Raw genomic sequence first — 26698 nt, 5'->3', positions numbered from 1 at the left:
GCACTCCGCACAGTTCGCGCTCATGACGCTCCCGCCGCACGCCGCGCCTCTTCCAGCCGACGCGCTATGGCGCACGACTGGTCGGGCGTGCACGTCTCGCACTCGGCCCGGTGCATGAGGTACGCCGCTTGAAGTTGCTCAATGTCAGCGGCGCGGGGGTGCTCGGAGACTTCGCGCTCAGGCAAGGCAACCCCCCCCCGCGCGCAGTGCATGTCCAGCGCCGCACGCAGCTCATCCAGTGCGCGGTGTGTCTCTTGCCTGGGGGGAGTCGTCGACGGGGGAGCGGTTTCGAGGGTCACGGGTGCCTCCCTGAGGGTCGGGGTAGCCCCAGGGTGACGAAACCCACTAATCATGTCACTGGTAGTTGGAGCGCCCGCCGGTTCGAAGTACCAGTGAATGCATGAGCTACAGGGGCAGACGGACAGCCATAGCCAACTCGCGCATCTCCGGCGTCAGCGTCCGGCGCTTCTCAACAATTCTCCCGAGGATGTCACGTGCGTACCGCTGATTTGGCAACCACTGCGGGGACGCGACTCGGATTCGCGTCAGTGTGTCGATGGCTTCCGAATATTCGCGCATCTGCGAGTGCGCGTCAGCGACATCTAGTAGATGCCGGTTACGGTTATTCGACGTTGAGCTGAGCCGTTCGGCCGGATTGCTGCACGCAATCCGCAGGACCTCGTCCGGATGATCTGACACCATCGCATTTTCGGCACGCTTCAAGTCCACAGTCACGGGCCCAAATGCCCTGAGGAAATCCTGGCTAGGAACTGCTTCCTTTCCCATGGCTACGGCTGCTGACTTAGCCAGCCGCAAAGCTGCCTTCGCCTCATCATCCCGGCCGTCTCGGATGCTGGCGGCTGATACCCGCAACAGAAGCCAACCCCAAGCGGACAGTTCATCCGTCGTTGCTCGGGACATGCGTGGCTCGACATCATCGGCCCACCGAATCGCCAGTTCCCGAGCATCAGCCAATCGCCCCCTCCGCAGGAGTAGCCAACATTGCGTGCTTACGGTGGTAGCTGCGTGAAGTGCGTCGGGAGCTGCATCGAACGCACGGCTCAGAGCGACTTCCGCAGCATCGAACTCGCGGGATTGCGTCAGCAACCAGCCGGTCAATTGCAACAGCCTGGCATGCACCGACTGTCCAGCCGGTTCGAGTTCCGCAAGTCTGTCCGCGTCTCGTAGCAAGTGCGGGAGAATTGCGCGAAGTTCACTGAAGGCGTCATCCGAGAAGAGCGGAGTAGCAGCAGTCAGCGCGTCCCGCACACCTTCGACGGTGGGTGGTTGGGCAGGTTCCTCGGGGACGCTGAGCGGGTTCAGGATGGCAGCGCTTACGGGCTCCCACTGGGCGGCAGTCGCCGCGTCCGCCGGTTCCTCGGCGTGATCTTTTATCAGCGCCGTTGTGGGAACGCCGACAGCCGCCGCGATCTTGCGTGCGGTCTCCAACCGGGTGTCCGTGTAGGCCCCCTGTTCCAGCGCTCGAATCCAGGACAGGGACACGCCCGACAGCCGCGCCAACTCCTTCTGTGTCAGTCCAGCGCGCTTCCGTGCCTCTCTGACTCGCCTTGCCAGGTCTGCACTCATGTGTCCAGCGTAGCCCTGGTATTGGGCCATACATGCCTCCGATGTTCCGAACGCGAGACCAGCGCGTAACCCGCAGGCTGCCGTGGTCAGTGGCCTCCTGCGAGTGGCGGCTTCCTCGGCGTCCGGCGGTCAGCGCGGCAGCTCGACCTTCACCGGGCCGCAGCCGAGCCGCTCCGCCTCGGCGGCGGCGTAGCGGGGGAGGAGCCTGCGCGGAAGGTCGTCCATGCGGGTGCCCTCGTCCTGGACGAGGAAGACGACCAGACCGGTCTGGCACGAGGTCTGGTACAGAGCCAGGCCCGGGCCGGCGGAACTGCCGCCTCTCTTGTCGAACTCGCGCCGCCCGAAGGCCGCGCCCAGGTCGGCGAGGACCTGGGCGAGCCGCGGGTCCTCGATGGTGACCAGCCGCAGCCGCGCCCGGGTCGCGGCGGCACCGAGACCGACGCCGCAGACGCGGGCCGTCCCGGGGCTGTGCGCGAGCAGCGTGCCTTCGAGCTGGTAGCGCTCGTCCTTGGAGAGGGGGGCCAGTGCCAGCCCGTCGACGCCGCAGAGCCGTCGTGGCTCGGTGTCCTTCTCGCGCGGGGTCGCGGGAAGTTTCCCGGGGAGCGGGAGCGTGCCGTCGCAGTGCAGGGCGCGCATGGCGCCGTTCGCGAGCCGGACGGTCGCCCGCGCCACCGCATCCCGCCAGCGGGGCTTGTCGCGGGAGCTCATCGGCAGCCTGCCCCAGGACGCGTCGACGACCGCGGGCCCGTCGGAGAGCCCCCCGTCGGAGCAACCGCTGGGGAGCGCGACCCAGGTCCGGTTCTCCGAGGTCATCCCGACGAATCCCTTGCCGAACGGAACCGCCAGCGGGGAGAGGAAGTCCGCCAGCCAACCCGTGGCCTGCGGGTCGTACCGCCCGTCGAGCTGGTGGAGCCGGAAGTCGATATGCGCGACGGGGCTGCCGTCGCGCAGCGCCACCAGCCGGCAGGCACCCTGGGCATCGGGCGAGCTGTCGTTCCCGTAGTCCGGGCGGATCTCCTCCGCGCGGACCGAGAGCTCGGAGCGGAACAACGCCTCCGCGTCCTTCTTGGGGAGTGTCCCCCAGCACACGGTCTCATTCTCGTCCGACCACCGGAGGCCGGTCGTCTGCCAGGCGGTCAGCAGGCCGCCGATGAGCGCGCCCACGACCCCCACGGAGATCAGCTGACCGGGCCGCGACCGCAGCAGGCCCCAGGCTCGTCGGCCACGCCGCGCCCACCGGCCCTTGCGCGCCGCCTCGGTGGCGAGGCGGATGTGCTCCTGTCGCTGCCACTCGTCGGGGCTGCTCATGCCGGCTCTCCGTGTGGTGTGACGGCGGCGCAGCCGAGGCGCTTGGCCACCGCGGCGGCGTAGACGGGGAAGACGCGGGACGGGGTGGCGAACGGGGTGCTCTTGGCGATGGCCGTGTTCTGCATGAACATCACCGTCGTACGGCCCGCGCACCGGGTCCGGACGAGCGCGCCATCCGCGTCCGTATAGCCCTGGCCGCGCCAGCCCCGGGCGAGCGGGGCGCCGCCGGTGAGGCCGTCGAAGAGCTTCAGCAGCCGGGGGTGGGCGGTCATGCTGAACTGGGCGGCCATGTTGTCGGACCAGTAGACGACGCAGGTCTGCAGGTCGTCGCCGACCGGGCCCACGGCGGAGTGCAGGCCGTCCTCGTCCTCCTCGCCATGGCGGGGTGCGGGTCCGAGCCCGTCGATCCGGCAGGCGCCCGGGGCGAAGCTGGTGTCGAAGGTGCCGTCAGGCGCGTGTACCGACACTATGGGCGCGGTGAATCCCAGCGGCTTCTCCGGCGCGCAACCGGCCTTCTCCATGCCCCGGTTGGCGACGTCGACGAGCACCTGCCCCGCCTGCCACGGCTCGGAGGAGACGCCCGGCAGACTGGCGGTGTTGCCCTCGTTGTCGCTCTGCACGCCGCTGACGGTCACGACCGAGGGGCGGCCGTCGACATCGCACTTCTCGGGGAGCACCAGCGCGGCGGAGCCCTTGCTGACGAAGCCCGGCAGCCCCTCGGGAAGCTGGTCTCTCGCGTCGGCGAAGAGCGCGGCCAGCCAGGCGCGGCGCTTCTTCGCGTCCTTCGGGCCGGTGCCGTAGCTGACGGAGATCTTTTCGTGGATGGTCTCGTCGGTGCCGTAGGTCCAGCTCGCGGTGATCGTGCACGAGCCGCGCGGGCGTTCGGGCGTCGGGGCCGTCTCCCGGAAGCTGCGGTCGTCCCTCTCGAGGAGGAGCGACGGCTCGTCGCTCTGTGACCAGGCGCCCCAGCAGTGTCTCTTCGCCGCATCGTCGCCGGCCCTGATGACCAGCCATCCCGCCACCAGCGCGGCAGCGAGTCCACCCGCCAGCGCCGCGCGTGCGCGCCGCGCCGCCAGGGCGCGGCGCAGCCGTCCGGCACCGGCATCGGCCCCGACGGTGTCACCGTCGCCCGTCGTCTGTTCGTCCATGTAGTTTCCCCCCGCAAACATGTGTGCCGTAGATCGTATCGGGCGGTACTGACATGTACATCAGAGAAAGGTGCTGGACGGGATGTACGGAGTCGGCGGCCGCATCCCGCGCAGGCACACATAGCCCCGGGTGTACAGCTCGAGCCCCGCCGCCAGACCCACGTCCACCGCCCACTCCTGCTCGGCCGTCAGGCTCGGCACCCGGGCCTCGGTGCCCTCGGGGAGGCTGAGCAGCGCGGCGGTCAGCAGCCGTGTGGCCAGCCGTCGGGAGGTCGCGGCCAGCAGTTCGACCTTGCCGTCGTCGCCGACGTAGCAGTATCCGCTGCCCGCCAGGTCGTCCGAGACGAACAGCCGGCACTGGCGCAGCAGCAGCTCGTGGTCGGGGCCGTGTGCCCCGCCCCGGGTGCGGCGGTCCACGGAGTCCATCATGTCCCGCTGCCTGGGCCCGCCCTCGAAGACCGCCCCGTCCGGCGCCGGAAGCCGCTCCTTGTTGACGATTCCGCGCATGCGGATGGCCGGGTGCAGGGTGAAACCCGCCTGCCGGTACGTGGCGGCCGCCCGCGGGTCCTCGGAGCCGACGATGATCCCGCGCAGACACGCCCGCCCGTACGCGAGCGCCGCCGCCAGCAGCTCCCGGCCCAGGCCGCGCCCCTGCGCCCGCGGCAGCACCGCGAACAGCGCAAGACCCCAGGTGCCCTCCCGTCTGTGGGACAGCGCCGCGCCGACCGGCATCCCGTCGTCGTCCACGGCGAGCCAGCAGCCGCCCGGGTCGGTGCGGGCGAGGTGCCGGTTGCGGCCGTGCACGGAGGCGATGCGGCGCGGCGGCCACTCCTCGTCGGTCTCGCCGGGGAGGGCGCGGGAGGCGCCGAAAGCGGCGGTGGCCACGGTCCGTACCGCCTCGGCGTCCTCCTCGGTGTCGCGTAGCTGGCGGACAATCATGTGTCCATGATGGCGGGCGGGTTGGCGGGCGCGCGAAGCGTGTTGTCGGTTGTGTGGACGTGGCTTGGTCGACCCACGAACGCGACAACGTTGTCAAAGGGGCTCTAGGGATCAGTACGCCGCCAACCGGCCCGCGCTGTCAAGTGCCCGTCCACCGATGGCAGTTCGAGCGGGCCAACCGGCCTGAGGCGCCCTTACGGCCGACGCGCCCCGTGCGGTACGGTCCCTGCGGCTTGCTCGACCTGGTGAACGCGGCCCTGCGCGAAAGATGGGACCGCGATGCCCTCAAGACCCCCGGCCGCCCTGGCGGCCGTGGCCCTGACCGCCGGACTGCTCGCGTCCGCGCTGACCGCCGCCCCCGCGACGGCCGCGCCGACCACCAAGCCGACCGCGGCGGCGGCCGAACTCGTCAAGGACCCCGCCGCCTACGTCGATCCGCTCATCGGCAGCCGCAACGGCGGAAACACCTATCCCGGCGCCGTCGTCCCCTTCGGCATGCTCTCCTGGAGCCCCGAGAACACCCGCGGCAACGCCACCCGCACCGCCGCCCCCGGCGGCTACCAGTACGACGCGACCCGCATCCGGGGCTTCAGCCTCACTCACATGTCCGGCACCGGGTGCGCGGGCGGCTCCGGCGACATTCCGTTCCTCCCCTTCCCGGGCGAGGTCACCTCGTCCCCCGCCGCGGACACCAAGGACGAGGTGTACGCGTCCGACTTCCGGCACGAGGACGAGACCGTCCGGCCCGGCCGGTACCAGGTCACCCTCGCCTCCGGCGCCGGAGCCGATCTGACCGCCACCGCCCGCACCGGGTCCGCCCGCTTCACCTACCCCGAGGGCAAGGCGGCCTCGCTGCTGATCCGCACCTCCGCGTCCGAAGTCGGCAGCACGGACGCGGACATCACGATCGACCCGGCGCACCGCACCGTCTCCGGCTCGGTCACCAGCGGCAACTTCTGCGGCTACCTCGACCCTGAAGGGCGCCGCAGCTACTACACACTCCACTTCACCGCCACCTTCGACACCGCGTTCACCGCCCACGGCACCTGGCAGGACGACCGGCTGCGCCCCGGCACCACGACCGCCGAGGGCGGCACGGGTGGGTACGGCACCGACGGCCGCCCCGTCGCCGGGAAGGGCTCCGGCGGCTACCTCCGCTTCCCCGACGGCACCCGCCGGGTCGGGGTCAAGGTCGGCATCAGCTACGTCGGCCAGGCGGGCGCCAAGGCCAACCTGGCCGCCGAGAACCCGCCGGGGCGCGGCTTCGGGCAGGTGCGCGACGCCGCGTACGACGCCTGGCGCCGCCGGCTGGCCGACATCAGGGTCGGCGGCGGCTCGGACACGGACCGCACCACGTTCTACACCGCGCTCTACCACTCGCTGCTGCACCCCAACGTCATCAGCGACACCGACGGCCGCTACCGGGGCAGCGACGGCGAGGTCCACTCGGTGACCCCGGGCCACCGGGCCCAGTACGGCACCTTCTCCGGCTGGGACGTCTACCGCTCCCAGGTTCAGCTGCTCACGCTCCTCGACCCCGGCCGGGGCTCCGACATCGCGCAGTCGCTGCTGAACTTCGCGCGCCAGAACGGCGGCGTATGGGACCGGTGGATCCACAACTCCTCCGGCACCCATGTCATGAACGGCGACCCGTCGGCCGCCGCCCTCGCCGGGATCCGGGCCTTCGGCGGCACCCGCTTCGACCTCGACGGCGCCCTCGACTCGCTGGTCCAGGCCGCCACCGTGCCGACGGAGAAGGACACAAGACCGGACGGCAAGCCGATCATGTCGGTGGGCCAGCGGCCCTCCCTCGACAAGTATCTGAAGCTGCGCTACATGCCGTCCGTCTCCAACGCCTGGGGCGGCGCGGCCGAGACCCTGGAGATGTCCGGCGCGGACTTCGCGATCTCGCAGCTCGCCGAGGCGGCGGGGGAGCCGGACACCGCCCGCACCTTCGCGGCCCGCGCCCAGTGGTGGCAGAACAACTTCAACGCGGCCGCCGATCCGGACACCGGCGGATACATGGCCAACCGCAAGGCGGACGGCAGCTGGGTCACCGGCTTCACCCCGGCCACCGGCAACGGCTTCGTCGAGGGCACCAGCGCCCAGTACACCTGGATGGTGCAGCACAACCCGGCGGGCCTGTTCGCCGCCCTGGGCGGCAGGGACGCCGCGGTCAAGCGCCTGGACTCCTTCTTCCACGACGCCGACGGCGGCTGGGCGCTCACCGGCGCGGGCGGCGAGAAGGCCGAACTGGACAACGAGCCGTCGATCAACGTGCCGTATCTGTACGCCTACGCCGGAGCGCCGTACAAGACCCAGGAGACCGTCCGCGCGGCGATGCGGCAGCTGTGGAGCACCGAGCCCGGCGGCATCCCCGGCAACGACGACCTCGGCGAGATGTCGTCCTGGTACGTGTTCTCCGCCCTCGGCATGTATCCGCAGGTCCCCTCCCGCGCCGAACTGGTGCTGGCCTCCCCGCTGTTCCCGCGCGTGGAGATCGAGCGCGGCGGCCGTGACATCTCCATCCGGGCCCCGCAGGCGGCGCCGGACGCGCCGTACGTCCAGTCGCTGAAGGTCGACGGCCGGGCGAGCGGCCGGCCCTGGCTGCCGGAGTCGTTCGTCAGGCGCGGCGGCACGCTGGAGTACGCCCTCGGCGAGGCGCCCAACCGTTCCTGGGGCTCGGCCGCGGCCGACGCGCCCCCGTCGTTCCGTGACGGCGAGCAGCCGTACCAGATCGGCGTGGGGCCCACCACCGGCACCGTCGCGCCCGGCGAGAGCCTGACGGTGAAGGTGGCCGCCGTCCCCGTCCGCGACGGTGACCGCCCCGAGGTGCGCTTCACCGCCGACGCTCCGGACGGGCTCACCGCCTCGCCCGCCTCCGGGACGGTGGGACCCGACGGCACGGCCGAGATCACCCTGCGCGCGGGGAAGGACACCGCCGAGGGCTTCTACGACGCCAAGGTGACGGTGACCGGCGAGGGCACGGACGTCGTCCAGCCGGTCACGGTGACCGTCGCCGGGCCCGGCAGTCTGCTCGCCGCGTACAACAACGTCGGTGCCACCGACGACGCGGGCGAGCACGACGAGGGCGACTACGACGGCGGCGGCTGGAGCTATTCGCGCCAGGCCCTGACCGAGGCCGGTCTCGCGCCGGGCGCCCGGGGCACCGTCCAGGGCCTGGAGTTCACCTGGCCCGGCTCGCCCGCCGGCCGCCCCGACAACGCCTCGGCCGACGGCCAGACCATCGACCTGCCGGCATCCACCGCCCTGTCGTTCGTCGGCAGCGCGGTCAACGGCAACCAGGAGACCACCGCCAAGATCACCTACACCGACGGCAGTTCGGACAGCGCCGAGCTGTCCTTCACCGACTGGACGGTGGGCGGCGGCGGAGGGACGGTCCAGTACGGCAACGTGACCGTCGCCAGGACCCCGTACCGCAACATCAGCGGCGGGGACAAGGACGTCGTGGACGCCTACATCTTCGCGACGAAGGCGTTCCGGGCGCCGGACGGCAAGACGATCAAGAGCGTCACGCTGCCGGACAACGCGGACCTCCACGTCTTCGCGATCGCCCGCGGCTGACGGCCGGGCGTCGAGGCTTCGAGGCGGGGTGTACGGGACGTACGGGGTGTTCACCGGCCCACCCGGCCGGTGAACACCCAGTCCCGGCAACGCCCTTGCGCCCCGGCGACGCCACGCCCTTTACTTGATCGCTGCCCGGCGGCCGCCCGCGCGACGGCCGCCACCCGTATCGCCGTACCGCCCGCCCCGCCGTACCGCCCTCCCGCGACGGCAGGCCAACACCGGAGGTGGACCACATCAGCACGCGGCCCCTGACGTTCGTCGTCGGCACCGGACGCAGCGGCTCGACCGCGCTGTCGCACGTCCTGAACCTGCACCCCGGCATCCTCAGCGTCAACGAGCTGTTCACCTCCCTCGGCGCGGAGCCCCACCGTCATCCGCTGCCCGGGCGGGTCCTGGCCGGCGCGGATTTCTGGCAGCTCATCACCCGGCCGAACGAGGACTTCGACCGGATGATCCGCAGCGGCACCCCGTCGCCGGAATTCCTCTACCCCCGGCGCCCCGGCCGCTTCTCGGCCGAGACCACCGGCATCCCCGCCCTGTGCATGATGGTCCTGCCGCATCTCACCGACGACCCGGACGCGCTCTTCGACGAGCTCGCGCCGCGCGTCTCGGCCTGGCCCGGCCGCCCCGTCGCCCGGCACTACGAGGCGCTGTTCGAGCTGCTGGCCGACCGGTTCGGCGGCGGTGTGGTCGTCGAGCGCTCCGGTGGCTCGCTGAACTGGGTGCCCTGGATCCGGGAGGCGTTTCCCGAGGCGCGGTTCGTCCATATGTTCCGGGACGGGCCGGACTGCGCGCTGTCGATGAGCCGCCACCCCGGCTTCCGGATGATCCTGCGCACCATGGACGCCAGGAGCGCGTCCGGGGCGGGCCCGCTGGTGCCCCGGCTCACCGACCAGCACCTGAAGACCCTGCCGCCGGACCTCGCGGGGCTGTTCGCCGAACGGTTCGACCCCGCGCTGCTGATGGCGGCGCCCGTGCCGGTCGCCCGGTTCGGCGAGATGTGGTCGCGCCTGATCAGCCGGGGCCTGACGGCGCTGTCACGGGTCCCGGAGGGCTCCCGTACGGCCCTGTCCTACGAGGGACTGCTCGACGCGCCCCGGTCCGAGCTGACCCGGCTGGCGGAGTTCGTCGGCGTCGAGCCCACGGAGGAGTGGCTGACGGTGGCCGAGGCCACGCTCGACCACGGCCGGCGCGGCTCCGCCCTCCGCCTCCCCCCGGACGAGCTGTCCGCCTTGCGGAAGTCCTGCGCCCCGGGCACCGAGGCGCTGCGCACGGTCCTGGCGGGGGCGTAGCGCTCCGGCTCTCCGCGGGATTCGCTCCCCGCGGGGATTCCGCCCACAGCGATTCTGCTCACAGCATGCGGCGATTCCGCCGGCGCCACCCGGCGGGCAGAGTCACCGTCATGAGACTTCTGCTGCTGGGCGGTACGGAATTCGTGGGGCGCGCCATCGCCGAGGAGGCGCTGACGCGCGACTGGCAGGTGACGGCGTTCCACCGCGGACGCCACGACCCGCCGCCGGGCGTGGCCGCCCTGCGGGGCGACCGGAGTGCCGTGGGCGGCCTGGCGGCCCTGGAGGCGCCCGGGGCGGGGGAGTGGGACGTCGTCGTCGACACCTGGTCGGGCGCGCCGTCCGCCGTGCGCGACGCGGCCCGGCTGCTGGCCGGGCGCGCCGGGAGTTACGTCTACATCTCCAGCCGGTCCGTCTACGCCTACCCCGCCCCGGCCGGGCTCGACGAGGACGGCCCGGTGGTGGAGGCGTCGCCGGACGCGGGCGAGGTTGAGTACGCCCAGGCCAAGCGGGGCGGGGAGCTGGCGGCGCAGGCGGCGTTCGGCGAGCGGGCGCTGCTGGCCCGGGCGGGGCTGATCCTGGGCCCGTACGAGAACGTCGGCCGGCTGCCCTGGTGGCTGACGCGCATCTCCCAGGGCGGCCCGGTCCTGGCGCCGGGGCCGCGCGAGCTGGCGCTGCAGTACATCGACGTCCGCGACCTGGCCATCTGGGTGCTGGACGCGGCCGAGCGCGGTCTCGGCGGCCCGTACGACCTGGTGAGCCCGCTGGGGCAGACGACCTTCGGCGAACTGCTGGAGGCGTGCGCGGCCGTCACCGGGTCGGACGCCGAGCTGTGCTGGACGGACCCGGAGGCGGTCCTGGCGGCCGGTGTCGAGCCGTGGACCGAGCTGCCGGTGTGGCTGCCACCGGGGGAGCTGTGCGACGCGATGTACGGCGCGGACGTGTCCCGGGCGCTCGCCGCGGGCCTGCACTGCCGTCCCGTAGCCGAGACCGTGGCCGCCACCTGGGAGTGGCTGCGACAGCTGGGCGGCCCGGCACCCCACCGCCCGGACCGCCCGCCGGTGGGCCTCGACCCGGAGCGGGAGGCGAAGCTGCTGAGGGCGGCCGGACACGCATAGGGGTGTCCGGCCGACTGCGCCGCCCGTGGAGGCTAGGCGGAGGGCGTCTGCCGCGGCCCCGGGACCGGGCGTACGGGGTGCTTGCTCATGATCGAGACCCGGTTGAACGCGTTCATGGCGATCGCCACCCAGATCACCGCCGAGATCTCGTCGTCGGACAGCACCTGGCGCGCCTCGCCGTAGGCCGCCTCCTGCGCGGCGGCGTCCGCGGGGGTGGTGGTCGCCTCGGCGAGGCCGAGCGCGGCCCGCTCCCGCGCGGTGAACACCTCGGTGTCGCGCCACGCGGCCAGCACGCCCAGGCGCTGTGTCGTCTCACCGGCCCGCAGCGCGGCCTTGGTGTGCAGGTTCAGGCAGAAGGCACAGCGGTTGATCTGGGACACGCGCAGATTGACCAGCTCCACGAGCGTCCGGTCGAGCCCGGCCTCGGCGGCGGTCTCCCGGACCGCCTCGGCGGTCTGCACCAGCGCGCCATAGGCCTGCGGGCTCTGCTTGTCGACGAAGATCCGCTTCCCCCGCCCCCCGGCGGAGGCCGCCTTGTCGATCGAGGTCGCCGCGGAGGTCGCTGCCGTGTCCGTCACCTGCACTCCTTCACCGGGCCGCGTCGGCCGCTTCCGGTATGTTGCGCACCTCACCGAGGTGTCGATCTATCATCGTTATTATTGTTGAGCGTACAACTATCGCCCGCTTGGGAGGCGTCGCGCCATGAGCAACACCGAGACCCAGCCCGCCGTGCAGCGCTGCGGTGTCTCCCCCGAGGGAGACGCCGCCCCGCGCGTGGAAGTGCTGACCCCGCGCGACGTCCCGCTGGGCGGCCCGCGCGCGATGACCGTACGACGCACCCTGCCACAGCGGGCCAGGTCGCTGATCGGCGCCTGGTGCTTCGCGGACCACTACGGCCCCGACGACGTCTCCGTCAGCGGCGGGATGGACGTCGCCCCGCATCCGCACACCGGTCTGCAGACGGTGAGCTGGCTGTTCAGCGGGGAGATCGAGCACCGCGACAGCCTGGGCAGCCACGCCTTCGTACGGCCGGGCGAGCTGAACCTGATGACCGGCGGCCACGGGATCAGCCACTCCGAGGTCTCCACCGCCCGGACCACGATCCTGCACGGCGTACAGCTGTGGGTGGCGCTGCCCGAGGCACACCGGCACACCGACCGTGACTTCCAGCACTATGTGCCGAGCCCCATCGCCCTGCCCGGAAACCGGGCGGCCGGGGACGGGGCGGCCGAGGGCGGAGCGGTCGCGGACGGGCCCGTGGGCGAGGCCAGGGTCTTCCTCGGCTCCCTCGCGGGCGACACCTCACCGGTGCCCACCTTCAGCCCCCTGCTGGGCGCCGAGATCATCCTCGAGCCGCACGCCACGGTCTGCCTGACCATCGACACGAGCTTCGAGCACGGCCTCCTCGTGGACCGCGGTGAGGTCCGCATGGCCGATACGCTCCTGCGCCCCGCCGAACTCGGCTACCTCGCCCCCGGGAACGGGACGCTCGAGCTGACGAACACCACGGACTCCACCGCCCGGATGGTGCTGCTCGGCGGGACGCCGTTCGGGGAGCGGATCGTGATGTGGTGGAACTTCATCGGGCGGTCGCACGAGGACATCGCGCAGGCCCGCGAGGACTGGATGACGGGCTCGCGCTTCGGCGAGGTGACGGGGTACGACGGCGACCGGCTGCCCGCGCCCGAGCTGCCGAATGCGCCGCTGAAACCGCGGGGTCAGGCGCGCTGACGGATAAGCCTAGCCACAGCACGACGCTTGCTTCAGCGGCACGTACAAAGGGTTGAATTTCTCGTGGATGTACAACACGGGATTGCCTTGCTCGACCAGGACGTACGCCTTGTAGGCGCAGGGCTCGCCGTCCAGCGATTCGTCCCACCGGTCCTCTCCTGTCGCGACGATGTGACGGGCCTGACTCAGGCCGAGTGAGACCAGCCCGCGGCCCAGCGGCGCGTGCCTGTCGCTCAACAGGCCCAGCATCGGGCTTTGGTGCTCACGTCGTGCCACGACGAGGTTCTTGGAGATCGGTTCCCCGGTCGCGGTCCGCAACCGCGACCGGCGGACCAGTATTTCGGATTCCGTGCCGACGCCGATGGAATCCGATATCTCCGGCGGAAAATCCCGGGCGTACGCCCTGCCCTGGTAGAGGACATCGATTGTGAGCTCGCCACCCGTCAGCGCCTCGAGCAGCAAGGTGGTCGAACCGTCCGAGGCCAAGAGCATGCGGGTTATCGCGGGGCTGAAAGTACGTGAAACCGATGAGAGTTTCACCACCCACCTCCTTTCCATGAGCAGCCGTGCAGTGTGGTCAGAGTGTGGATGTGAGCCATTCCTGGATCACCTGGGCGGTCTGAGACGAGTCCGTGCCGACCATGGCGAAATGGTCGGACCGTACGGTTCGGAGATCGTGTGTCCGCTCGAAGGGCTCCGCCGGCCGGCGGTCCGTATCCGGGTCATCCGCCGACAGCGGCTGCTCGGCCTGGACGAACAGGACCGGCGCGGCGACCGGATCGAAGCTCAGCTCGGACATCACCGCGAGCCAGCGCCCCATGGCGGACAGCGAGTCGCCGGTGATTCCGCCGAAGGCGTGGCCATCGGCGAATATCCGGCGCAGTACGGAGCCGACGGGGGCCGCGGCGTCGCCGGGCCGGAATGTGTCGATCATGACGACCGCGGCGGGCCGGACCTGGTGTTCCGTCTCCAGACGGCGGGCCACGGCGTAGGCCAGCGCTCCCCCCGAGGAATATCCCAGCAGGACGAATGGATCGCCGTCAGCGGCTTTCCGTACGCATTCGGCCGCCACCGAGACCGCCGCCTCAGAGGTCTCGGGCAGTCTCTCGTCCGGTGCGAATCCCGGCAGGGGTACCGCCGAGACAGGCATGGAGTTCTGGAAATGCGCGGCGAGCCGTGCGTGTTGGTGCACCCCGCCGTTCGCCATCGGCGAGCTCAGGGCGATCAGCCGGGTGCCGGGTGGCCCTTCGGCCAGGGCCGTCGGTGCGGGAAGCCGCTGGAGATCGGGGACGGAGGCGAACGTCGGTCTGAGGTCCGCCACCGCACGCATGAGGTGAAAGGCCCGCTCTGTCTTCCCTTCCTCCGCCGCGCGCCGAATCAGCAGGCAGACGGAGTCGGAGCCGGGGTCGGAGTGCGGTGCCGCCGTCGGCGGATCCGTCGACCGGAGGCCCGGGTCCGCTGCTCCGCTCATCGCGCCGCTCAGCCACTCGGCGAGTGCGGCGGGGGTCTTGGCGTCGAACACCGTCATGGGGGTCAGCCGCAGACCGGTGGCCTCGTTGAGCCTGTTGCGCAGTTGGGTCGCGGAGAGCGAATCGAATCCGTTCTGCAGGAATGGACGGTGGAGATCCACGTCGGACGCATCGCGATGGCCCAGCACGGCGGCGGCACGGGACCGCACCAGCTCCTGGAAGATCGGTATCCGCTCGGCCTCGTCGAGCCCGGCGAGCCGCCGGCGCAACGAGTCCGGTGTCTCGGCACCGGCACCCGTCCCCGTACCGGCCGCGGCGGCCGTGGTCCGTGTGCTCGGGGGCCGTACGATGCCGTGCCAGATCGGCGCCGGCAGGCCGGACCGCAGCGCCGTGAGGTCGACGCGCACCGCCGCGAGCAGCGCCGGGCCGGCGGTGAGGGCGGCGTCGAAGAGCGCGAGCCCGTCCTGGTCGGCCAGGGCGCCGATACCGCTCCGGGAGAGCCTGTGCCGGTCGGCGTCCGTCATCGCACCGGTCATACCGCTGGTCTGCTGCCACAGGCCCCAGGCCACGGACACGGCCGGCAGGCCCTGCGCCCTGCGGTGTGCCGCCAGCCCGTCCACATAGGCGTTGGCCGCGCCGTAGTTGCCCTGGCCGGAACTGCCGAGCAGGCCCGCGACCGAGGAGAAGAGGACGAACAGGTCCAGGGGGCGGTCCCGGGTGAGCTCGTGGAGATGCCGGGCGGCATCGGCCTTCACCCGCAGCACCGCGTCGAGCCGCTTCGCGCTCAGCGAGCCGATGACGCCGTCGTCGAGCACGGCCGCCGCGTGGACGACACCGGTCAGCGGATGATCCGGGTCGACGCCGGCCAGTACGGCGGCGAGGGCGGCACGGTCGCCGACGTCGCAGGCGACGATGTCCACCTGGCAGTCGGCGGCGGCCAACTCCTCGCGCAGCGCCGCCGCCCCGGGGGCGGCGGGCCCCTGCCGGGAGACCAGCAGCAGATGGCGCACCTTGTACCGGTCGGCCAGGTGCCTGGCCAGCAGTCCGCCGAGCGTCCCGGTCCCGCCGGTGATCAGTACGGTGCCGTCCGGGTCCACGGTCACCGGTTCGCCGCCCGCCGCCTGCCGGGCCAGCCGGGGCACCAGCACTGAGCCGGAGCGGACGGCGAATTCGGGCTCCCGGAGGGGCACGGCCCGCTCGAACGACGCCGGGTCGTCGGTATCGGCGAGGAGGAAGAGTCCGGGGTCCTCCCGCTGGGCCGAGCGGACCAGGCCCCATACGGCGGCCTGGGCGGGATCGACGTCCTCCCCGTCCGCGGTGGCCACCGCACGGCTGGTCAGCACCACCAGTCCGGCCCCTCGCGCCGCCTTGTCCCGCAGCGCGGTCAGCACCCGGGTGAGCGCGGTCCGCGGGTCCCGCTCGGCGCTCACGTCCAGCACCTCGCGGTCGTCGGCCGACCGGCCTGCGGCTGCTGTCCAGTCCATCCGGAACAGCGACTGCCGGGCGACCGTGTCCTGCTGGAGACGGCCGCCCGCCAGGCGGCGAGTGACCAGGGAGTTCACCCGGGCGACCGGGAGACCCCGGTCGTCGGCGATGTCCAGGGCGGTCCCACCGGTCCGCTCGTCCGGCCACAGGCGCACCCGCAGCGCCGTGGCCCCCGTCGCGAACAGGCTCACGCCCCGCCAGCAGAACGGCAGCGCGGGCCCGGCGGAGTGGTCGTGGGCCAGCGCCGTCGGGTGAAGGGCTCCGTCCAGCAGCGCGGGGTGCAAGGCGAAGGGGAGCGGGCCGTCCCGCAGGTCCTCGGGCCGGGTGACTTCGGCGTACAGCTCGCTGCCCCGCCGCCACACCGCGCGCAGCCCGCGGAAGACCGGCCCGTGCACCACACCGGCCTCGACGAGAGGCGCGTACACGGCGTCCAGCGGCACGGGCTGTGCGTCGGCGGGCGGCCAGGAGGCCGGCTCGAACCCGGCGGCCCCGGGGGGTTCCATGTCCGGCGTGACCACCCCAGTCGCGCAGGTCGTCCAGGGCTCCTGTCCCTCGTTCCGCGCGTGGACGGTCAGCGCCAGCCGCTCGCCCGGCTCCGCCGGCGAGGTGTCGCCCACCCGTACCTGCACCTGGACACCGACGTCGTCGGGGATGGCCAGCGGGGCCTGGAGGATCAACTCCTCCACCCGCCCGCGGCCGAAGTGGTCCCCGATATGGGCCGCCAGCTCCAGCAGCGCCGTGCCCGGGAGCACCGCCGTGCCGGCTATCCGGTGGTCGGCCAGCCAGGCGTGCTCGGCCAGCGAGATCCGGCCGGTGAACACCGCGCCGCCGTCGGCTCCGTGGGCGGGCTGCTCAACGAGGGCCGCGAGCAGCGGGTGGTTGACGGTCCGCTGGCCGAGTCCGGCCGCGGACGACCGCGCCGCCGTGTCGACCCAGTAGCGGCGGCGCTGGAAGGGGTAGGTGGGCAGGTCGATATGGCGGGCTCCGCTGCCGTCGAACAGGCTCGTCCAGTCGACGGCAAGCCCGCGTACGTACCCCTCTGCCAGCGATGTCACGAACCGGTCGGCGCCGCCCTGATCATGGCGCAACGTGGCCAGGGCCAGGCCGGATTCGCCCACCGTCTCGTGGATCGCGGCGGCGAGTACGGGGCGGGGGCCGGCCTCGACGAAGTGGCTGAACCCCGCTGACGCCAGGGTCTCCACGGCCTGGGCGAACCGCACCGGTTGGCGGAGGTTGTCGTACCAGTAGCGGGCGTCGGCCTCCGGGCCCGCCATCACCCGGCCGGTCACCGTCGAATACCAGGGGATGCGCGCCGGTTGCGGGCGGATGTCGGCGAGTTCTTCCAGCAGACGGTCACGGATGGGCTCGACGTGGACGGAGTGCGAGGCGTAGCGGACCGGAATGACCCGGGCCCGTACCCCCTCGGCCTGGTACTCCTCGGCCAGCGCGGTGACGGACGCGGTGTCTCCCGCCAGGACCACGGAGGAGGGCCCGTTGTACGCGGCGACGCTCACTCCCGGCATTCCGGAGATCCGTTGCTCGACGTCATGTGCCGACTCGACCGACAGCAGCAGACCGGTACCGGCCAGGGAGGAGCAGAGCGTGCTGCGGCGGACGACCGCCCGGACGGCGTCGCGCAGTGACAGCACGCCCGCGATGTGAGCGGCCGCGATCTCCCCCTGCGAATGGCCGACCACCGCGTCCGGCACGACGCCGTGGCACTGCCACAGGCGTGCCAGCGAGACCATGACCGCGAAGAGGGCGGGCTGGACGACTTCGTCTCCGCGCAGGGCCGACTCGTCGCCGAGGACATCGGTCAACGACCAGTCGACGAACTCGGCCAGGGCGCGCTCGCACTCCGCCATCGAGGCGGCGAAGGCGGGGGAGGAGCCGAGCAGTTCGATGCCCATGCCGACCCATTGCGTGCCCTGGCCGGGGAAGACGAACACCGTCCGGCCCCGCAGGTCGGCCTGACCGGTCACCGCGCCCCCGGGCGCCCCGGCGGCGAGCGCGGCCAGGTCGGCCGGATCGGCGCCCCGCACGACGGCGCGATGGTCGAGCCGTGCGCGTGTGGCGGCCAGCGAGTAGCCCACATCCGCGGGTGCGGCACCCGCTTCCAGGAGGGCGAGCACCCGTGCGGCCTGGTCGCTCAGTGCCTGCGATGTCGCTGCCGAGAGGACCAGTGGCACCGCGGAGGCCGGCTGACGGGCGAGGGCCGCTCCCTGCCCCGCCACCGTTTCGTCATCCGGTGGGGCCTGCTCGACGATGACGTGGGCGTTCGTACCGCTGATCCCGAACGCGGAGACACCGGCACGGCGCGGCCGTCCGGTCTTGGGCCAGGGCACCGGGTCGGTGACCAGGCGCACCGCCCCCGCGGTCCAGTCCGCGTGCGGGGTGGGCTCGTCCACATGCAGGGTCCTGGGCACCATTCCGCGCCGCAAGGCCATGATCATCTTGATCGTCCCGAGAACGCCGGCTGCGGCCTGGGTGTGGCCGATGTTCGACTTCACCGAGCCCAGCAGCAGCGGGCTTTCGCGGTCTTCCCCGTAGGCCGCCAGGATCGCCCGCGCCTCGATCGGGTCGCCGAGCCTGGTGCCCGTGCCGTGGGCCTCCACCACGTCCACGTCGGCCCCCTGGAGTCCGGCCTGCGCCAGGGCGCGGCGGATCACCAGTTGCTGTGCCTGGCCGTTGGGGGCGGTCAGGCCGTTCGAGGCGCCGTCCTGGTTGACGGCCGTGGCCCGGATGACACCGAGTACGCGATGGCCGGTCCGGCGGGCGTCGGAGAGGCGTTCGAGGACGAGTACCCCGACCCCTTCCGAGAAGCCCGTCCCATCGGCCGCGGCAGCGAACGCCTTGCACCGCCCGTCGGCCGCGAGGGCCTGCTGCCGGGTGAACTCCGTGAAGGTGGCCGGGGTCGACATGACCGTCGCGCCGCCGACCAGCGCCAGCGAGCACTCACCGTCCCGCAGCGAGCGCGCCGCCAGGTGCAGGGCCACCAGCGAAGAGGAGCACGCCGTGTCCACGGTGAGGGACGGGCCGCGAAGCCCCAGCACATAGGAGATCCGGCCGGATGCGACGCCGCCGGTGTTTCCGGTCACCGTGCCGCCGTCGGCGTCCTCGGCCGTTCCGGCGCAGCGCGATACGTAGTCGGAGGCCATCATGCCGACGAAGACCCCGGTTTCGCTGTCCTTGAGCGAGTCGGGGTCGATCCGGGCGTGTTCCAGCGCCTCCCACGCCGTCTCCAACAGCAGCCGCTGCTGGGGATCCATCGTCATGGCTTCCCGCGGGGCGATCCGGAAGAAGTCGGAGTCGAACCAGGCGGCGGCCGGGAGGAAGCCACCGCGAGAGGTGAACGAGGCATCCGGGTCGAGATCCCAGCCGCGATCGGAGGGAAACCCGGAGATCGCCTCCTCTCCGGCGGCCAGGAGGTCCCAGAACTCCTCGGGCGACCCGCCACCGCCCGGCAGCCGGCACCCCATGCCCACGACGACGACCGGATCCTCCTCGTCGGAGGACCACGACAGGACTGCGGCGCCGGCCTCGGCCCCATCCCCGTCTCGCTCTTCGGGCCGCTCTCCGGTGAGGAGGCCGGTCAGATGCCGGGCCAGCAGATGCGGAGTCGGCAGGTCGAAGGCGACGGTCGTCGGCAGATCGAGCCCGGTGGCCTCGACGAGTGCGGCGCGCAGCCTGACCGCGGTCAGCGACTTCAGGCCGTACTCCGTGAACACCTGGTCCGGGCCGATCCGGTCGGACCGCCCGAGCACCGAGGACAGGAGTTCGGCCACCAGGTCCAGCGCCGGCTGGAGCCGGTCGGACGGGGGCAGCGCCAGGACCCGTCGGGCCCACGGCGTGTGCTCAACCGCTCCCTCGTGGTCGAGCATCGTGGCGAGGCGGCTTTTGGCGATCTTTCCGGTCGGGGTGCACGGCATGTCGTCGAGCACGATCAGCTCGACGGGGACCTTGTACTCGGCCACCCCCTTGGCGGCCAGATGCCCGGTGATCTCGTCCAAGGTGACGGATGCGCCCTCGCGCAAGGTGACGGCGAGGCACGGATACTCGCCGAGCCGGTCGTCCGGGCGGCCGACGACGGCGAGCAGCCCCAGACCGGGCAGGTCGTCGAGCAGCGCCTCGATCTCCGCCGCGCTGAACTTCACCCCGCCGACGTTGATCACCTCGGCGTCGCGGCCCCGGAAGGCGATCGTGCCGTCCTCGTTCACGCTTGCCAGGTCACCGGTCCGCAGCCAGCCGTCGCCGGTGAACGCGTTCCGTGTCAGCTCCGGGTCCTCGAAGTACTCCTGGAAGAGGGACGGCCCGCGGAACTGGAGTTCCCCGGTTTCGCCCGTGGCGCACGGGCTGCCGTCCGCCGCGACCACGCGCGCCCGGCCACCGGAGACCGGGCGGCCGATGCTGCCGGTCGCCGCCTCCGGCGGGTCATCGGGCCGGGTGTACAGGCCCGCGCCCAACTCGGACATGCCCCAGTGCGTGACCATCCGCGCGCCCAGCAGCCGCCGGGCGTCCTCGACCAGCGTGGCGGGCACGGCCGCGCCGGCGGCCCGTACCTCGCGCAGCCGCAGTCTGTCCGCTCCGTCCGAGTCGGCCGACGAGCGCAGCCGGGAGACGACATCACGCAGCTGCGCGGGTACGGCGAAGAGCACGGTCGGCTCGCTCTGCCCGGCCAACCGGAGGAAGTCCGACACGTCCCACCGGCGCAGCAGCGTCTGCCTGCCCCGCGTCACCAGGCTGAGATGGAGCGAGAGGAGCCCGAAAAGATGGGTGAACGGGCTGCCGCTGACGATCGTGTCGGTGCCGAGCGCCTTGCCGTCGGCGGCCACGGCGGCGGCGTTGGCCAGCAGGCCGTCATGGGTGTGCACGCAGATCTTCTGGCGGAGCGAGGTCGTACCGGAGGACGGGAGGAGCACGAAAGGATCCTCCGGCGAGACCTGCGCGGACAGCGGCTCGGTCCCCCGCCACCGGCGCACCAACGCATCGAGGGACAGCACATCGCCGGTCCCGTCGCCATCGGCATCCGCCTCGTCGGCGACCAGCACATGCTGGAGCGCCGTCGATCCGTCCAGAAGCCGCCGGACGAACTCACCGCACGGCAGGCCCTGGTGGCCGGCGGTGAGGACCAGCGTCCTGGCCCGGGTGCGTTCGAGCAGCGAGCGCAGTTCCTTCACCCCCAGGCCCATGTGCAGCGGAAGCATCACGGCCCCCGTGGCGGCGACGGCGACGTGGACGGTGAGGAACTCCCAGCAGTTGGGCAGGTGCACGGCGACCACGTCACCCCGCCCGACGCCCAGCTCCTGGAGGCCGCGGGTCAGCGCGTCCGCCTCCGCACGCCACCGCGCCCAGGTCCGGTGTCCGTCGTCGGTGAACACCGCGGGTTGGTCCGCGGCGGCGTCCGCGGCCGCGGCGAACAGTGAGGGAAGCGTGTAACGCATGCTCGCTCCTGAGGTGTTCACCGGTCGGACCCGAGTGCGCCGCGCAGCACCTTGCCCATGGGGGACCTGGGGATGCGGGGCACGGCTTCGATGCGCCGGATCTTCTTGTACGGCGCCACCCGCTCCGCGACATACGCCAACACCTCGTCGAGCGGGACCGGAGCGCTGAGGGCCACGTATGCCTTGGGGATTTCTCCGACGGCCTCGTCCGGTACGCCCACGACGACGGCGTCGCCGACATCCGGGTGGCCGAGCAGGATCGCTTCGAGCTCGGCGGGCGCGACCTGATGCCCCTTGTACTTGATCAGTTGCTTGCACCGACCGGTGATCGTGACGTACCCCCGCGCGTCGCTGCGGCCGATGTCACCGGTGTGCAGCCAGCCGTCGGCGTCGGCCACGGGGACGATGCTGTCCGGCCCCCGCAGGCAGCCCGGGGAGATCTGCGGACCGCGGATCCAGATCTCGCCGGCTGCCCCGTTTCCGACGTCGAGGCCGGTGTCGGGGTCGACGAACCGCGTCTGCGTGCCCGGGATGGGGACCCCGATCGACCCCGGAGGGCTGGGGCTGCCGTCGGGCGGAGCGTGGGTGCAGCCCCCGGCCTCGGTCATGCCGTAGCTCTGGACGACCTCGGCCCCCAGGACGCGTGCGCAGGTCTCGGCGATCGCCAGGGGGAGCGGTGCCCCGCCCGAGTGCAGCATCCGCAGGCTGGAGGTGTCGTACCGCTCGATATCGGGGAACCGGGCGAGTTCGGCGAGCACGCTGGGGACCACATAGGCGACCGTGACGCGGTGGCGCTGCACGGCGTCGAGCAGGTTCTCGGCGCTGAACGGCGTGGCCAGGGAGACCAGCGTGCCGCGTGCGTGCACGGTGCGGTTCAGCGAGATCTGCATCCCGTACAGATGCCGGAACGGAGTGATGCCCAGCACCACGTCGTCGGCCGTCAGCCGGTGTACGTAGTTGACCTGGAGGATGTTCGCGGCGAGGTTGCGATGGGTCAGCACGATCTGTTTGGGCATGCCCGAACTGCCGCTGGACGCGGCCAGCACCGCCGTCCGGCCGCCTCCCTCGGCCACCGCGGTATCTGTCTCCGCGCCGAGCATCTGATCCCAGTCGGCCGCTTCGACCGTGGGGGACGCCGACCGTGTGCCGCCTTCCCCGATGACGAAGACATGCTGGAACGAGTCCGCGAAGGCCTGCCCCTCGAGCTTCTGCCACACCGCGGCGGTCACGACCGCGAACCGTGGGCGGCTGTGCTCCAGCGCCATGTGCCACTCGTTCCCGCTGCCCAGGGGCTCCAGGGGGAGGACCACGCCCCCGGCCCACAGCGTGCCGTAGTAGGAAGCGATGAATTCGCCGCTGTTGTCGCAGATGATCGCCACACTCTCGCCGGGGCGCAGTCCCCGACGCAGCAGGGCGGCGGCGAACCGCCGGCTGTCGAGCAGCAGATCCTGGTACCGGTGGGTCCGGCCGGTCGGGTGCTCGATCAGCGCGACCCCGTCGCCCTGCCCCGCTCCCCATACGATGTCGGCGAGGTTCCGCTGCCCCACGGCGGCGTCGACATTCCACCCCACGGCCGTCACCGGGGGCTCCAACCGCCGTCGGGAACCGTCATCGTGAACGCGCCGCAGCTGAAGCTGAGGCCGAACGCCACGAGAAGGCCCTGTCCCGCCGGGCGGTGCACCGGGTCGGCCACCATCAGGGGGACCGAACACCCCAGCGTATTGCCGTAGTCGCGCAGCACCCGGTACGACGAGGCGACGGATTCGGCGTTCTTGGGATGGCCGAACTGCTCGCACAGGGTGTCCAGGATGCGCACACTGCCGGTGTGCAGAAGCAGCACCGAGGCGTCACGGGGATCGGACAGGGTGCAGGACTCGTCGGCCAGCGCCATACGGACGGTTTCCCGGGCGTAGAAGGATCCGCGCGGAGTGACGTCCGGGCCCAGCGTGTAGGCCCGCCGCCCGTGCACCACCGGAATGTCCGATCCGCCGTCGGGGACGGTGCCGAGTTCGGCGTCCTCCGGCTGCTCGTTCGTCAGATTGGACACCGGCCCGAACGACGGTCCCTCGCCCTCCGCGCCGAGCAGCATCGCCACAGCCGCGTCCGCGAAGAGAAAGCCGTGCAGCACGTTCACCGTGTCCTGGTGCTCGTCCTTGCCCACCTCGGAGAAGTGCGAGTAGAAGCCCGGAAGCTCCGGGGACAGCGGTGTGATCGCTTCCATGAAGCAGACAAGGACCCGTTTGCCGGGATTGCAGCTCAGATACCAACGGGCCGTATCGACGACCTTCGACATCGCGGAGCAGCCCATGTATTCGATGCTCAGATTTGCCGCGGTCCGCGGCAGTTCCGGCATCCGCGCGAACACATCGCACACCAGGCTGGGCAGCAGTCGGCCGGGGGTGCTGCTCACGCCCAGCACCAGGCCGATCGACTCCACCGGCACATCGGCCTTGGCCAGACATTTGCGGGCGGCGCCGACCGCGAGGTCGACCGCGAGCGTGTCCAGTTTCGGTTCGGCACCTTGGAAGAGGACGTCCGTGTAATTGGCGAGGACTGAATGCCTCTTCTCCACCCCCAGGCTGCCCAGCATCGCCGCGAGCTTGTCGGAGCAGTGCCCCCGGGCGGCCGTGAGTAATTCCTCGGTCGAGTACTCGGGGCGAGGCATTTCGGTGGCGATCGAGATGAGTCGGGGATCGATTCCGGTGACGGCGGTCATGCACTCGCTCCTGTTTCTCGGGGGGAGAGCGTCACGTGTATCCGGTCGTCGGCCGCGTCGTAATGGGCCAGGGTCACCTGGTTGTCCAGGCTGTGATCGGCGGTGGGCAGATCGGGGCGGAAGAAGAATCCGCGACTCTCCCCGCGCGCCAGGGTCGACCGTGTGTATGCCTCGGCCAGGATGAGCAGATCCACGTCTTCGTTGTCCGGCGTGCCGTCCGTCCGGCGCCGCGCTCGTTCACTCCGGCACCACCGCGCGAATTCCTCGGCCGAGGCCGTGGAGAATCTGCTGTCCTGAAAGGTGTCCAGACGGTGCCGGGTCTCCTGGCGCAAGGACGCATCCGCACCCGGCTGGGCCCCGCCGGAGTCGAAGTCGGTCTCGGCGACGCCGGTCGAGTGTCGCGCCAGCGCGTCGGCGAGCATACGGCCCTTGGCGAGGAACGACGGGAAGGGTTTACCGGAAATCGAGTCGACGGCCAGGCCGTAGGCGCATTCGCCGGTGGCGTGGACGTTCCGCAAGGTGGGGGCCAACCGCGTCGCCATGCCCCCCATGCTGAATCCCCTGACCGGCCCCAGCCGGAACGAGCCGTCCGCCAACTCCACGGTGTGCGGCACATCGAGGTTGCGTGTCCAGTAGTGCGCGAAGACGTCCACGTCGCACCGGTCTCCCTGGTACGCGTCGAGCGCCTTCTCCAGTTCGCCCGCCCGTTCCCCGGCCCGCAGCAGCCGGGGCGCCCCGTCGAAATCCGAGGGGTAGAGGGGGCGGTTGCGGTCGGGGAGGCCCAGCGGGAACCGGTTGAACAGTTCGAGACTGGCCAGACGGCCGCCGTGCCGCGCATAGGTGCCCAGCAGATACCCGGTGTTGCTGCCGACCCCGTCCGCGAACAATCCGCAGAACCCGCCCGACGCGAAGACCAATTGGGTGCACAGAATCCTGCCGGGCACGCCATGGTGTTCATAACGCACGCCGAGACAGACGTCACCGTCGACGACGAGATCGGTCACCCGGCCGTGGATTGTGGTCCCGCCCAGTGCCTCGAACCGGGCCAGCACCGCGTCCACCACGCTGCCGCCGCCGCCCATATGAATACCCGGTTCGGCAAGGCGCGGGTACAGATACGGACCGAAGGGCCCGTATTCCACCAGCCGGTTCAGTTCCTCGAATTCCTCGGCGAAGTACTCGGCCATCATGGGGGCGTAGCCCGGATCCTGGGTGCCGGAGCCGTCCGCGAACACTTCTGCCGCGGGCGCGGTGGCACAGTCGAGAACCCGCTGTTCCACCAGGCCGAACGCCCACTGCCGGGATGTCGCCGGCGCATGCTCCTCCGTGGAGATCAGCACCGTCGGCACATCTCGCTGAGCCAGTCGGTAGGCCAGCCAGGCCCCCGCGATACCGCCACCGACGATGGCCACCTCGCCGGCGTGGCGACAAGCCTGGCTACCGGGCATCGAGATCACCCGCGACCTCGCCACGCGCCTTGTAAGGAGCGGCGAGCACTGCCGCCTTGGCCTCGTTGTCCACACTTTCTCCCAACGGCGGAGCAGTCGACTCAAGCGCGAGATCCCGTCCCCGGGTCTCGGCGGTGTGCCAGACCACGGTGGCGCTGACCAGGCAGGTGGCCAGCATGTACAGCGCGACCAGCCAGGGGTCGTCGCCTCCGTTGGCCGACAGCAGAAGCGCTCCGATCAGCGGCGCGAGGCCGCCGCCGACGACGGCGGCCAGCTGGTAGCCCATGGACACCCCGGTGTAGCGGGTGCTGGTGCCGAACATCTCGGAGAACAGCGCGGGCACCGGGCCGAGCAGCGAGCCCATCGGCAGCGGCGCGAGGATTCCCAGCGCGATCAGCATCAGCGGCAGCGACCCCGTGTTGATCAGGGCGAAGACCGGGAACGCCATGGCGCCGAGGGTGAGCGCCGCGCCCAGCAGGACCGGACGCCGGCCGACCCGGTCGGACCAGGCCGCGGAGACCGGTATCGCGATAGCCGCCGCAACGCCGTTGACGAGTTGGCCGATCAGGATCTCGGTGCGCCCATAGCCCACGTCCTTCGCGAAGCTGATGGCGAAGACACTGGTCAGGGCCTGGGACACGGTGGCCCCGAAGACCACGAAGCACGCCTGAAGCAGGGGCCCCGGCTTGCGCAGGATCTCGACCAGCGGTCTGCGCACCACGGACTCGCTCCGCTGGACCTCGGCGAACAGCGGGCTCTCGGCCACCTTCAGCCGTACGAACAGGCCGATCGTGAGCAGGGCTGCACTCAGCAGGAACGGGATCCGCCAGCCCCAGGACAGGAACTCGTCGTCGGGCAGGGTGGAGAACAGCATGAGGGCGAGCGTGGACAGCACCGTGCCGGCCGGCCCTCCCATCTGCACCAGACTGGTCAGCAGTCCGCGCCGGCGCGACGACGCGTGCTCGGCGGTGAGCAGCGCGGCCCCGCCCCACTCACCGCCGACGGCGACACCCTGGATGAGCCGCAGCACGATCAGGAGCGTGGGTGCCAGGTTGCCGACCTGGTCATGTGTGGGGAGAAGGCCGATGAGCGTGCTGGCGATGCCCATCATCGCCATCGAGACCACCAGCATCGCCTTGCGGCCGAGCCGGTCCCCGAAGTGACCGAAGATCGCCCCGCCCAGGGGGCGGGCCAGATAGCCGACGGCGAAGGTGCCGAAGGAGGCGATCGTCCCGGCCACGGGGGAGAGGTTGGTGAAGAAGAGCTTGTCGAACACGAGGGATGCGGCAGTGCCGTAGAGCAGGAAGTCGTAGTACTCGATCGTGCTGCCGAGCCAGCCGGACAGCACGACACGGCGGATCTGCGCACGGTTTTCCGTGCCGGATCCCGGGTCGAGCCGAGACATCGCGATACCCCTTTGCCTGTGCGGAT

15 protein-coding genes are annotated in these 26698 nt (G+C 71.5%); 4 read left to right on the top strand and 11 right to left on the bottom strand.

Going from position 1 to position 26698, the window contains the following annotated elements:
• Window positions 1-405 precede the first annotated feature (405 nt).
• From ACH4U7_RS17535 to ACH4U7_RS17520, 4 genes are all read right to left on the bottom strand, one after another.
• Window positions 406-1587, bottom strand: coding sequence for a helix-turn-helix transcriptional regulator (locus ACH4U7_RS17535; protein ID WP_398528780.1), 1182 nt, complete (start codon window positions 1585-1587; stop codon window positions 406-408).
• A 129-nt stretch (window positions 1588-1716) separates the two neighbouring features.
• Entirely contained in the window at window positions 1717-2895 is a 1179-nt protein-coding gene (locus ACH4U7_RS17530; RefSeq protein ID WP_398528779.1) for a hypothetical protein, read from the bottom strand.
• Window positions 2892-4043 (bottom strand): hypothetical protein, encoded by a 1152-nt coding sequence (locus ACH4U7_RS17525; protein ID WP_398528778.1) that lies wholly within the window; start codon window positions 4041-4043, stop codon window positions 2892-2894. Before ACH4U7_RS17525 ends, ACH4U7_RS17530 begins: the two co-directional genes overlap by 4 nt.
• Before the next feature lie 60 nt (window positions 4044-4103).
• The gene (locus tag ACH4U7_RS17520; RefSeq protein ID WP_398528777.1) at window positions 4104-4982 is read right to left on the bottom strand and encodes a GNAT family N-acetyltransferase; all 879 of its coding nucleotides are present in this window, start codon (window positions 4980-4982) and stop codon (window positions 4104-4106) included.
• Between the two features lie 279 nt (window positions 4983-5261).
• On the opposite strand from ACH4U7_RS17520, the gene ACH4U7_RS17515 reads away from it, so the two are divergent.
• The 3 genes from ACH4U7_RS17515 (at window position 5262) to ACH4U7_RS17505 (ending at window position 10977) form a co-directional block, all read left to right on the top strand.
• Entirely contained in the window at window positions 5262-8567 is a 3306-nt protein-coding gene (locus tag ACH4U7_RS17515; RefSeq protein ID WP_398528776.1) for a GH92 family glycosyl hydrolase, read from the top strand.
• Between the two features lie 227 nt (window positions 8568-8794).
• Window positions 8795-9862 carry a sulfotransferase gene (locus ACH4U7_RS17510; protein WP_398528775.1) on the top strand — a complete coding sequence of 356 codons (1068 nt, stop codon included), beginning with the start codon at window positions 8795-8797 and terminating at the stop codon, window positions 9860-9862.
• 110 nt (window positions 9863-9972) lie between these two features.
• On the top strand, window positions 9973-10977 hold the full coding sequence (locus ACH4U7_RS17505) for an NAD-dependent epimerase/dehydratase family protein (RefSeq protein WP_398528774.1): 1005 nt from the start codon (window positions 9973-9975) through the stop codon (window positions 10975-10977).
• A gap of 32 nt (window positions 10978-11009) precedes the next feature.
• Here ACH4U7_RS17505 and ACH4U7_RS17500 read toward each other — a convergent pair whose 3' ends face one another.
• Window positions 11010-11519, bottom strand: coding sequence for a carboxymuconolactone decarboxylase family protein (locus tag ACH4U7_RS17500; protein WP_385617585.1), 510 nt, complete (start codon window positions 11517-11519; stop codon window positions 11010-11012).
• Between the two features lie 160 nt (window positions 11520-11679).
• On the opposite strand from ACH4U7_RS17500, the gene ACH4U7_RS17495 reads away from it, so the two are divergent.
• On the top strand, window positions 11680-12708 hold the full coding sequence (locus ACH4U7_RS17495; RefSeq protein WP_398528773.1) for a pirin family protein: 1029 nt from the start codon (window positions 11680-11682) through the stop codon (window positions 12706-12708).
• Between the two features lie 9 nt (window positions 12709-12717).
• On the opposite strand, the gene ACH4U7_RS17490 is transcribed toward ACH4U7_RS17495, so the two are convergent.
• From ACH4U7_RS17490 to ACH4U7_RS17465, 6 genes are read right to left on the bottom strand one after another with little or no spacing between them, the layout of a single operon-like run.
• Window positions 12718-13248 carry a chorismate--pyruvate lyase family protein gene (locus ACH4U7_RS17490; protein WP_398528772.1) on the bottom strand — a complete coding sequence of 177 codons (531 nt, stop codon included), beginning with the start codon at window positions 13246-13248 and terminating at the stop codon, window positions 12718-12720.
• Between the two features lie 37 nt (window positions 13249-13285).
• Entirely contained in the window at window positions 13286-21103 is a 7818-nt protein-coding gene (locus tag ACH4U7_RS17485; RefSeq protein WP_398528771.1) for an SDR family NAD(P)-dependent oxidoreductase, read from the bottom strand.
• A 17-nt stretch (window positions 21104-21120) separates the two neighbouring features.
• Window positions 21121-22683, bottom strand: coding sequence for an AMP-binding protein (locus ACH4U7_RS17480; protein WP_398528770.1), 1563 nt, complete (start codon window positions 22681-22683; stop codon window positions 21121-21123).
• Window positions 22680-23819 carry a 3-oxoacyl-[acyl-carrier-protein] synthase III C-terminal domain-containing protein gene (locus ACH4U7_RS17475; protein WP_398528769.1) on the bottom strand — a complete coding sequence of 380 codons (1140 nt, stop codon included), beginning with the start codon at window positions 23817-23819 and terminating at the stop codon, window positions 22680-22682. The genes ACH4U7_RS17480 and ACH4U7_RS17475 overlap by 4 nt, the downstream gene beginning before the upstream one ends.
• Window positions 23816-25267, bottom strand: a complete 1452-nt coding sequence (locus ACH4U7_RS17470; RefSeq protein WP_398528768.1) for an FAD-dependent oxidoreductase — start codon at window positions 25265-25267, stop codon at window positions 23816-23818. Before ACH4U7_RS17470 ends, ACH4U7_RS17475 begins: the two co-directional genes overlap by 4 nt.
• A complete protein-coding gene (locus tag ACH4U7_RS17465; RefSeq protein ID WP_398528767.1) occupies window positions 25257-26672 on the bottom strand; it encodes an MFS transporter in 1416 nt (471 codons plus the stop codon). Before ACH4U7_RS17465 ends, ACH4U7_RS17470 begins: the two co-directional genes overlap by 11 nt.
• Window positions 26673-26698: the final 26 nt, after the last annotated feature.

This window comes from Streptomyces sp. NPDC020845, assembly GCF_044334165.1.
Lineage (GTDB): Bacteria > Actinomycetota > Actinomycetes > Streptomycetales > Streptomycetaceae > Streptomyces.
The sequence above is the reverse complement of the archived record's forward strand: the minus strand, read 5'-3'. Positions and strand labels throughout refer to the sequence as shown.

What these genes read in the sequence shown, in the direction of transcription:
- ACH4U7_RS17535 (WP_398528780.1), bottom strand. Translation starts at nt 1,587, where the DNA reads ATGAGTGCAGACCTGGCAAGGCGAGTCAGAGAGGCACGGAAGCGCGCT.
- ACH4U7_RS17530 (WP_398528779.1), bottom strand. Translation starts at nt 2,895, where the DNA reads ATGAGCAGCCCCGACGAGTGGCAGCGACAGGAGCACATCCGCCTCGCC.
- ACH4U7_RS17525 (WP_398528778.1), bottom strand. Translation starts at nt 4,043, where the DNA reads ATGGACGAACAGACGACGGGCGACGGTGACACCGTCGGGGCCGATGCC.
- ACH4U7_RS17520 (WP_398528777.1), bottom strand. Translation starts at nt 4,982, where the DNA reads ATGATTGTCCGCCAGCTACGCGACACCGAGGAGGACGCCGAGGCGGTA.
- ACH4U7_RS17515 (WP_398528776.1), top strand. Translation starts at nt 5,262, where the DNA reads ATGCCCTCAAGACCCCCGGCCGCCCTGGCGGCCGTGGCCCTGACCGCC.
- ACH4U7_RS17505 (WP_398528774.1), top strand. Translation starts at nt 9,973, where the DNA reads ATGAGACTTCTGCTGCTGGGCGGTACGGAATTCGTGGGGCGCGCCATC.
- ACH4U7_RS17495 (WP_398528773.1), top strand. Translation starts at nt 11,680, where the DNA reads ATGAGCAACACCGAGACCCAGCCCGCCGTGCAGCGCTGCGGTGTCTCC.
- ACH4U7_RS17485 (WP_398528771.1), bottom strand. Translation starts at nt 21,103, where the DNA reads ATGCGTTACACGCTTCCCTCACTGTTCGCCGCGGCCGCGGACGCCGCC.
- ACH4U7_RS17475 (WP_398528769.1), bottom strand. Translation starts at nt 23,819, where the DNA reads ATGACCGCCGTCACCGGAATCGATCCCCGACTCATCTCGATCGCCACC.
- ACH4U7_RS17470 (WP_398528768.1), bottom strand. Translation starts at nt 25,267, where the DNA reads ATGCCCGGTAGCCAGGCTTGTCGCCACGCCGGCGAGGTGGCCATCGTC.
- ACH4U7_RS17465 (WP_398528767.1), bottom strand. Translation starts at nt 26,672, where the DNA reads ATGTCTCGGCTCGACCCGGGATCCGGCACGGAAAACCGTGCGCAGATC.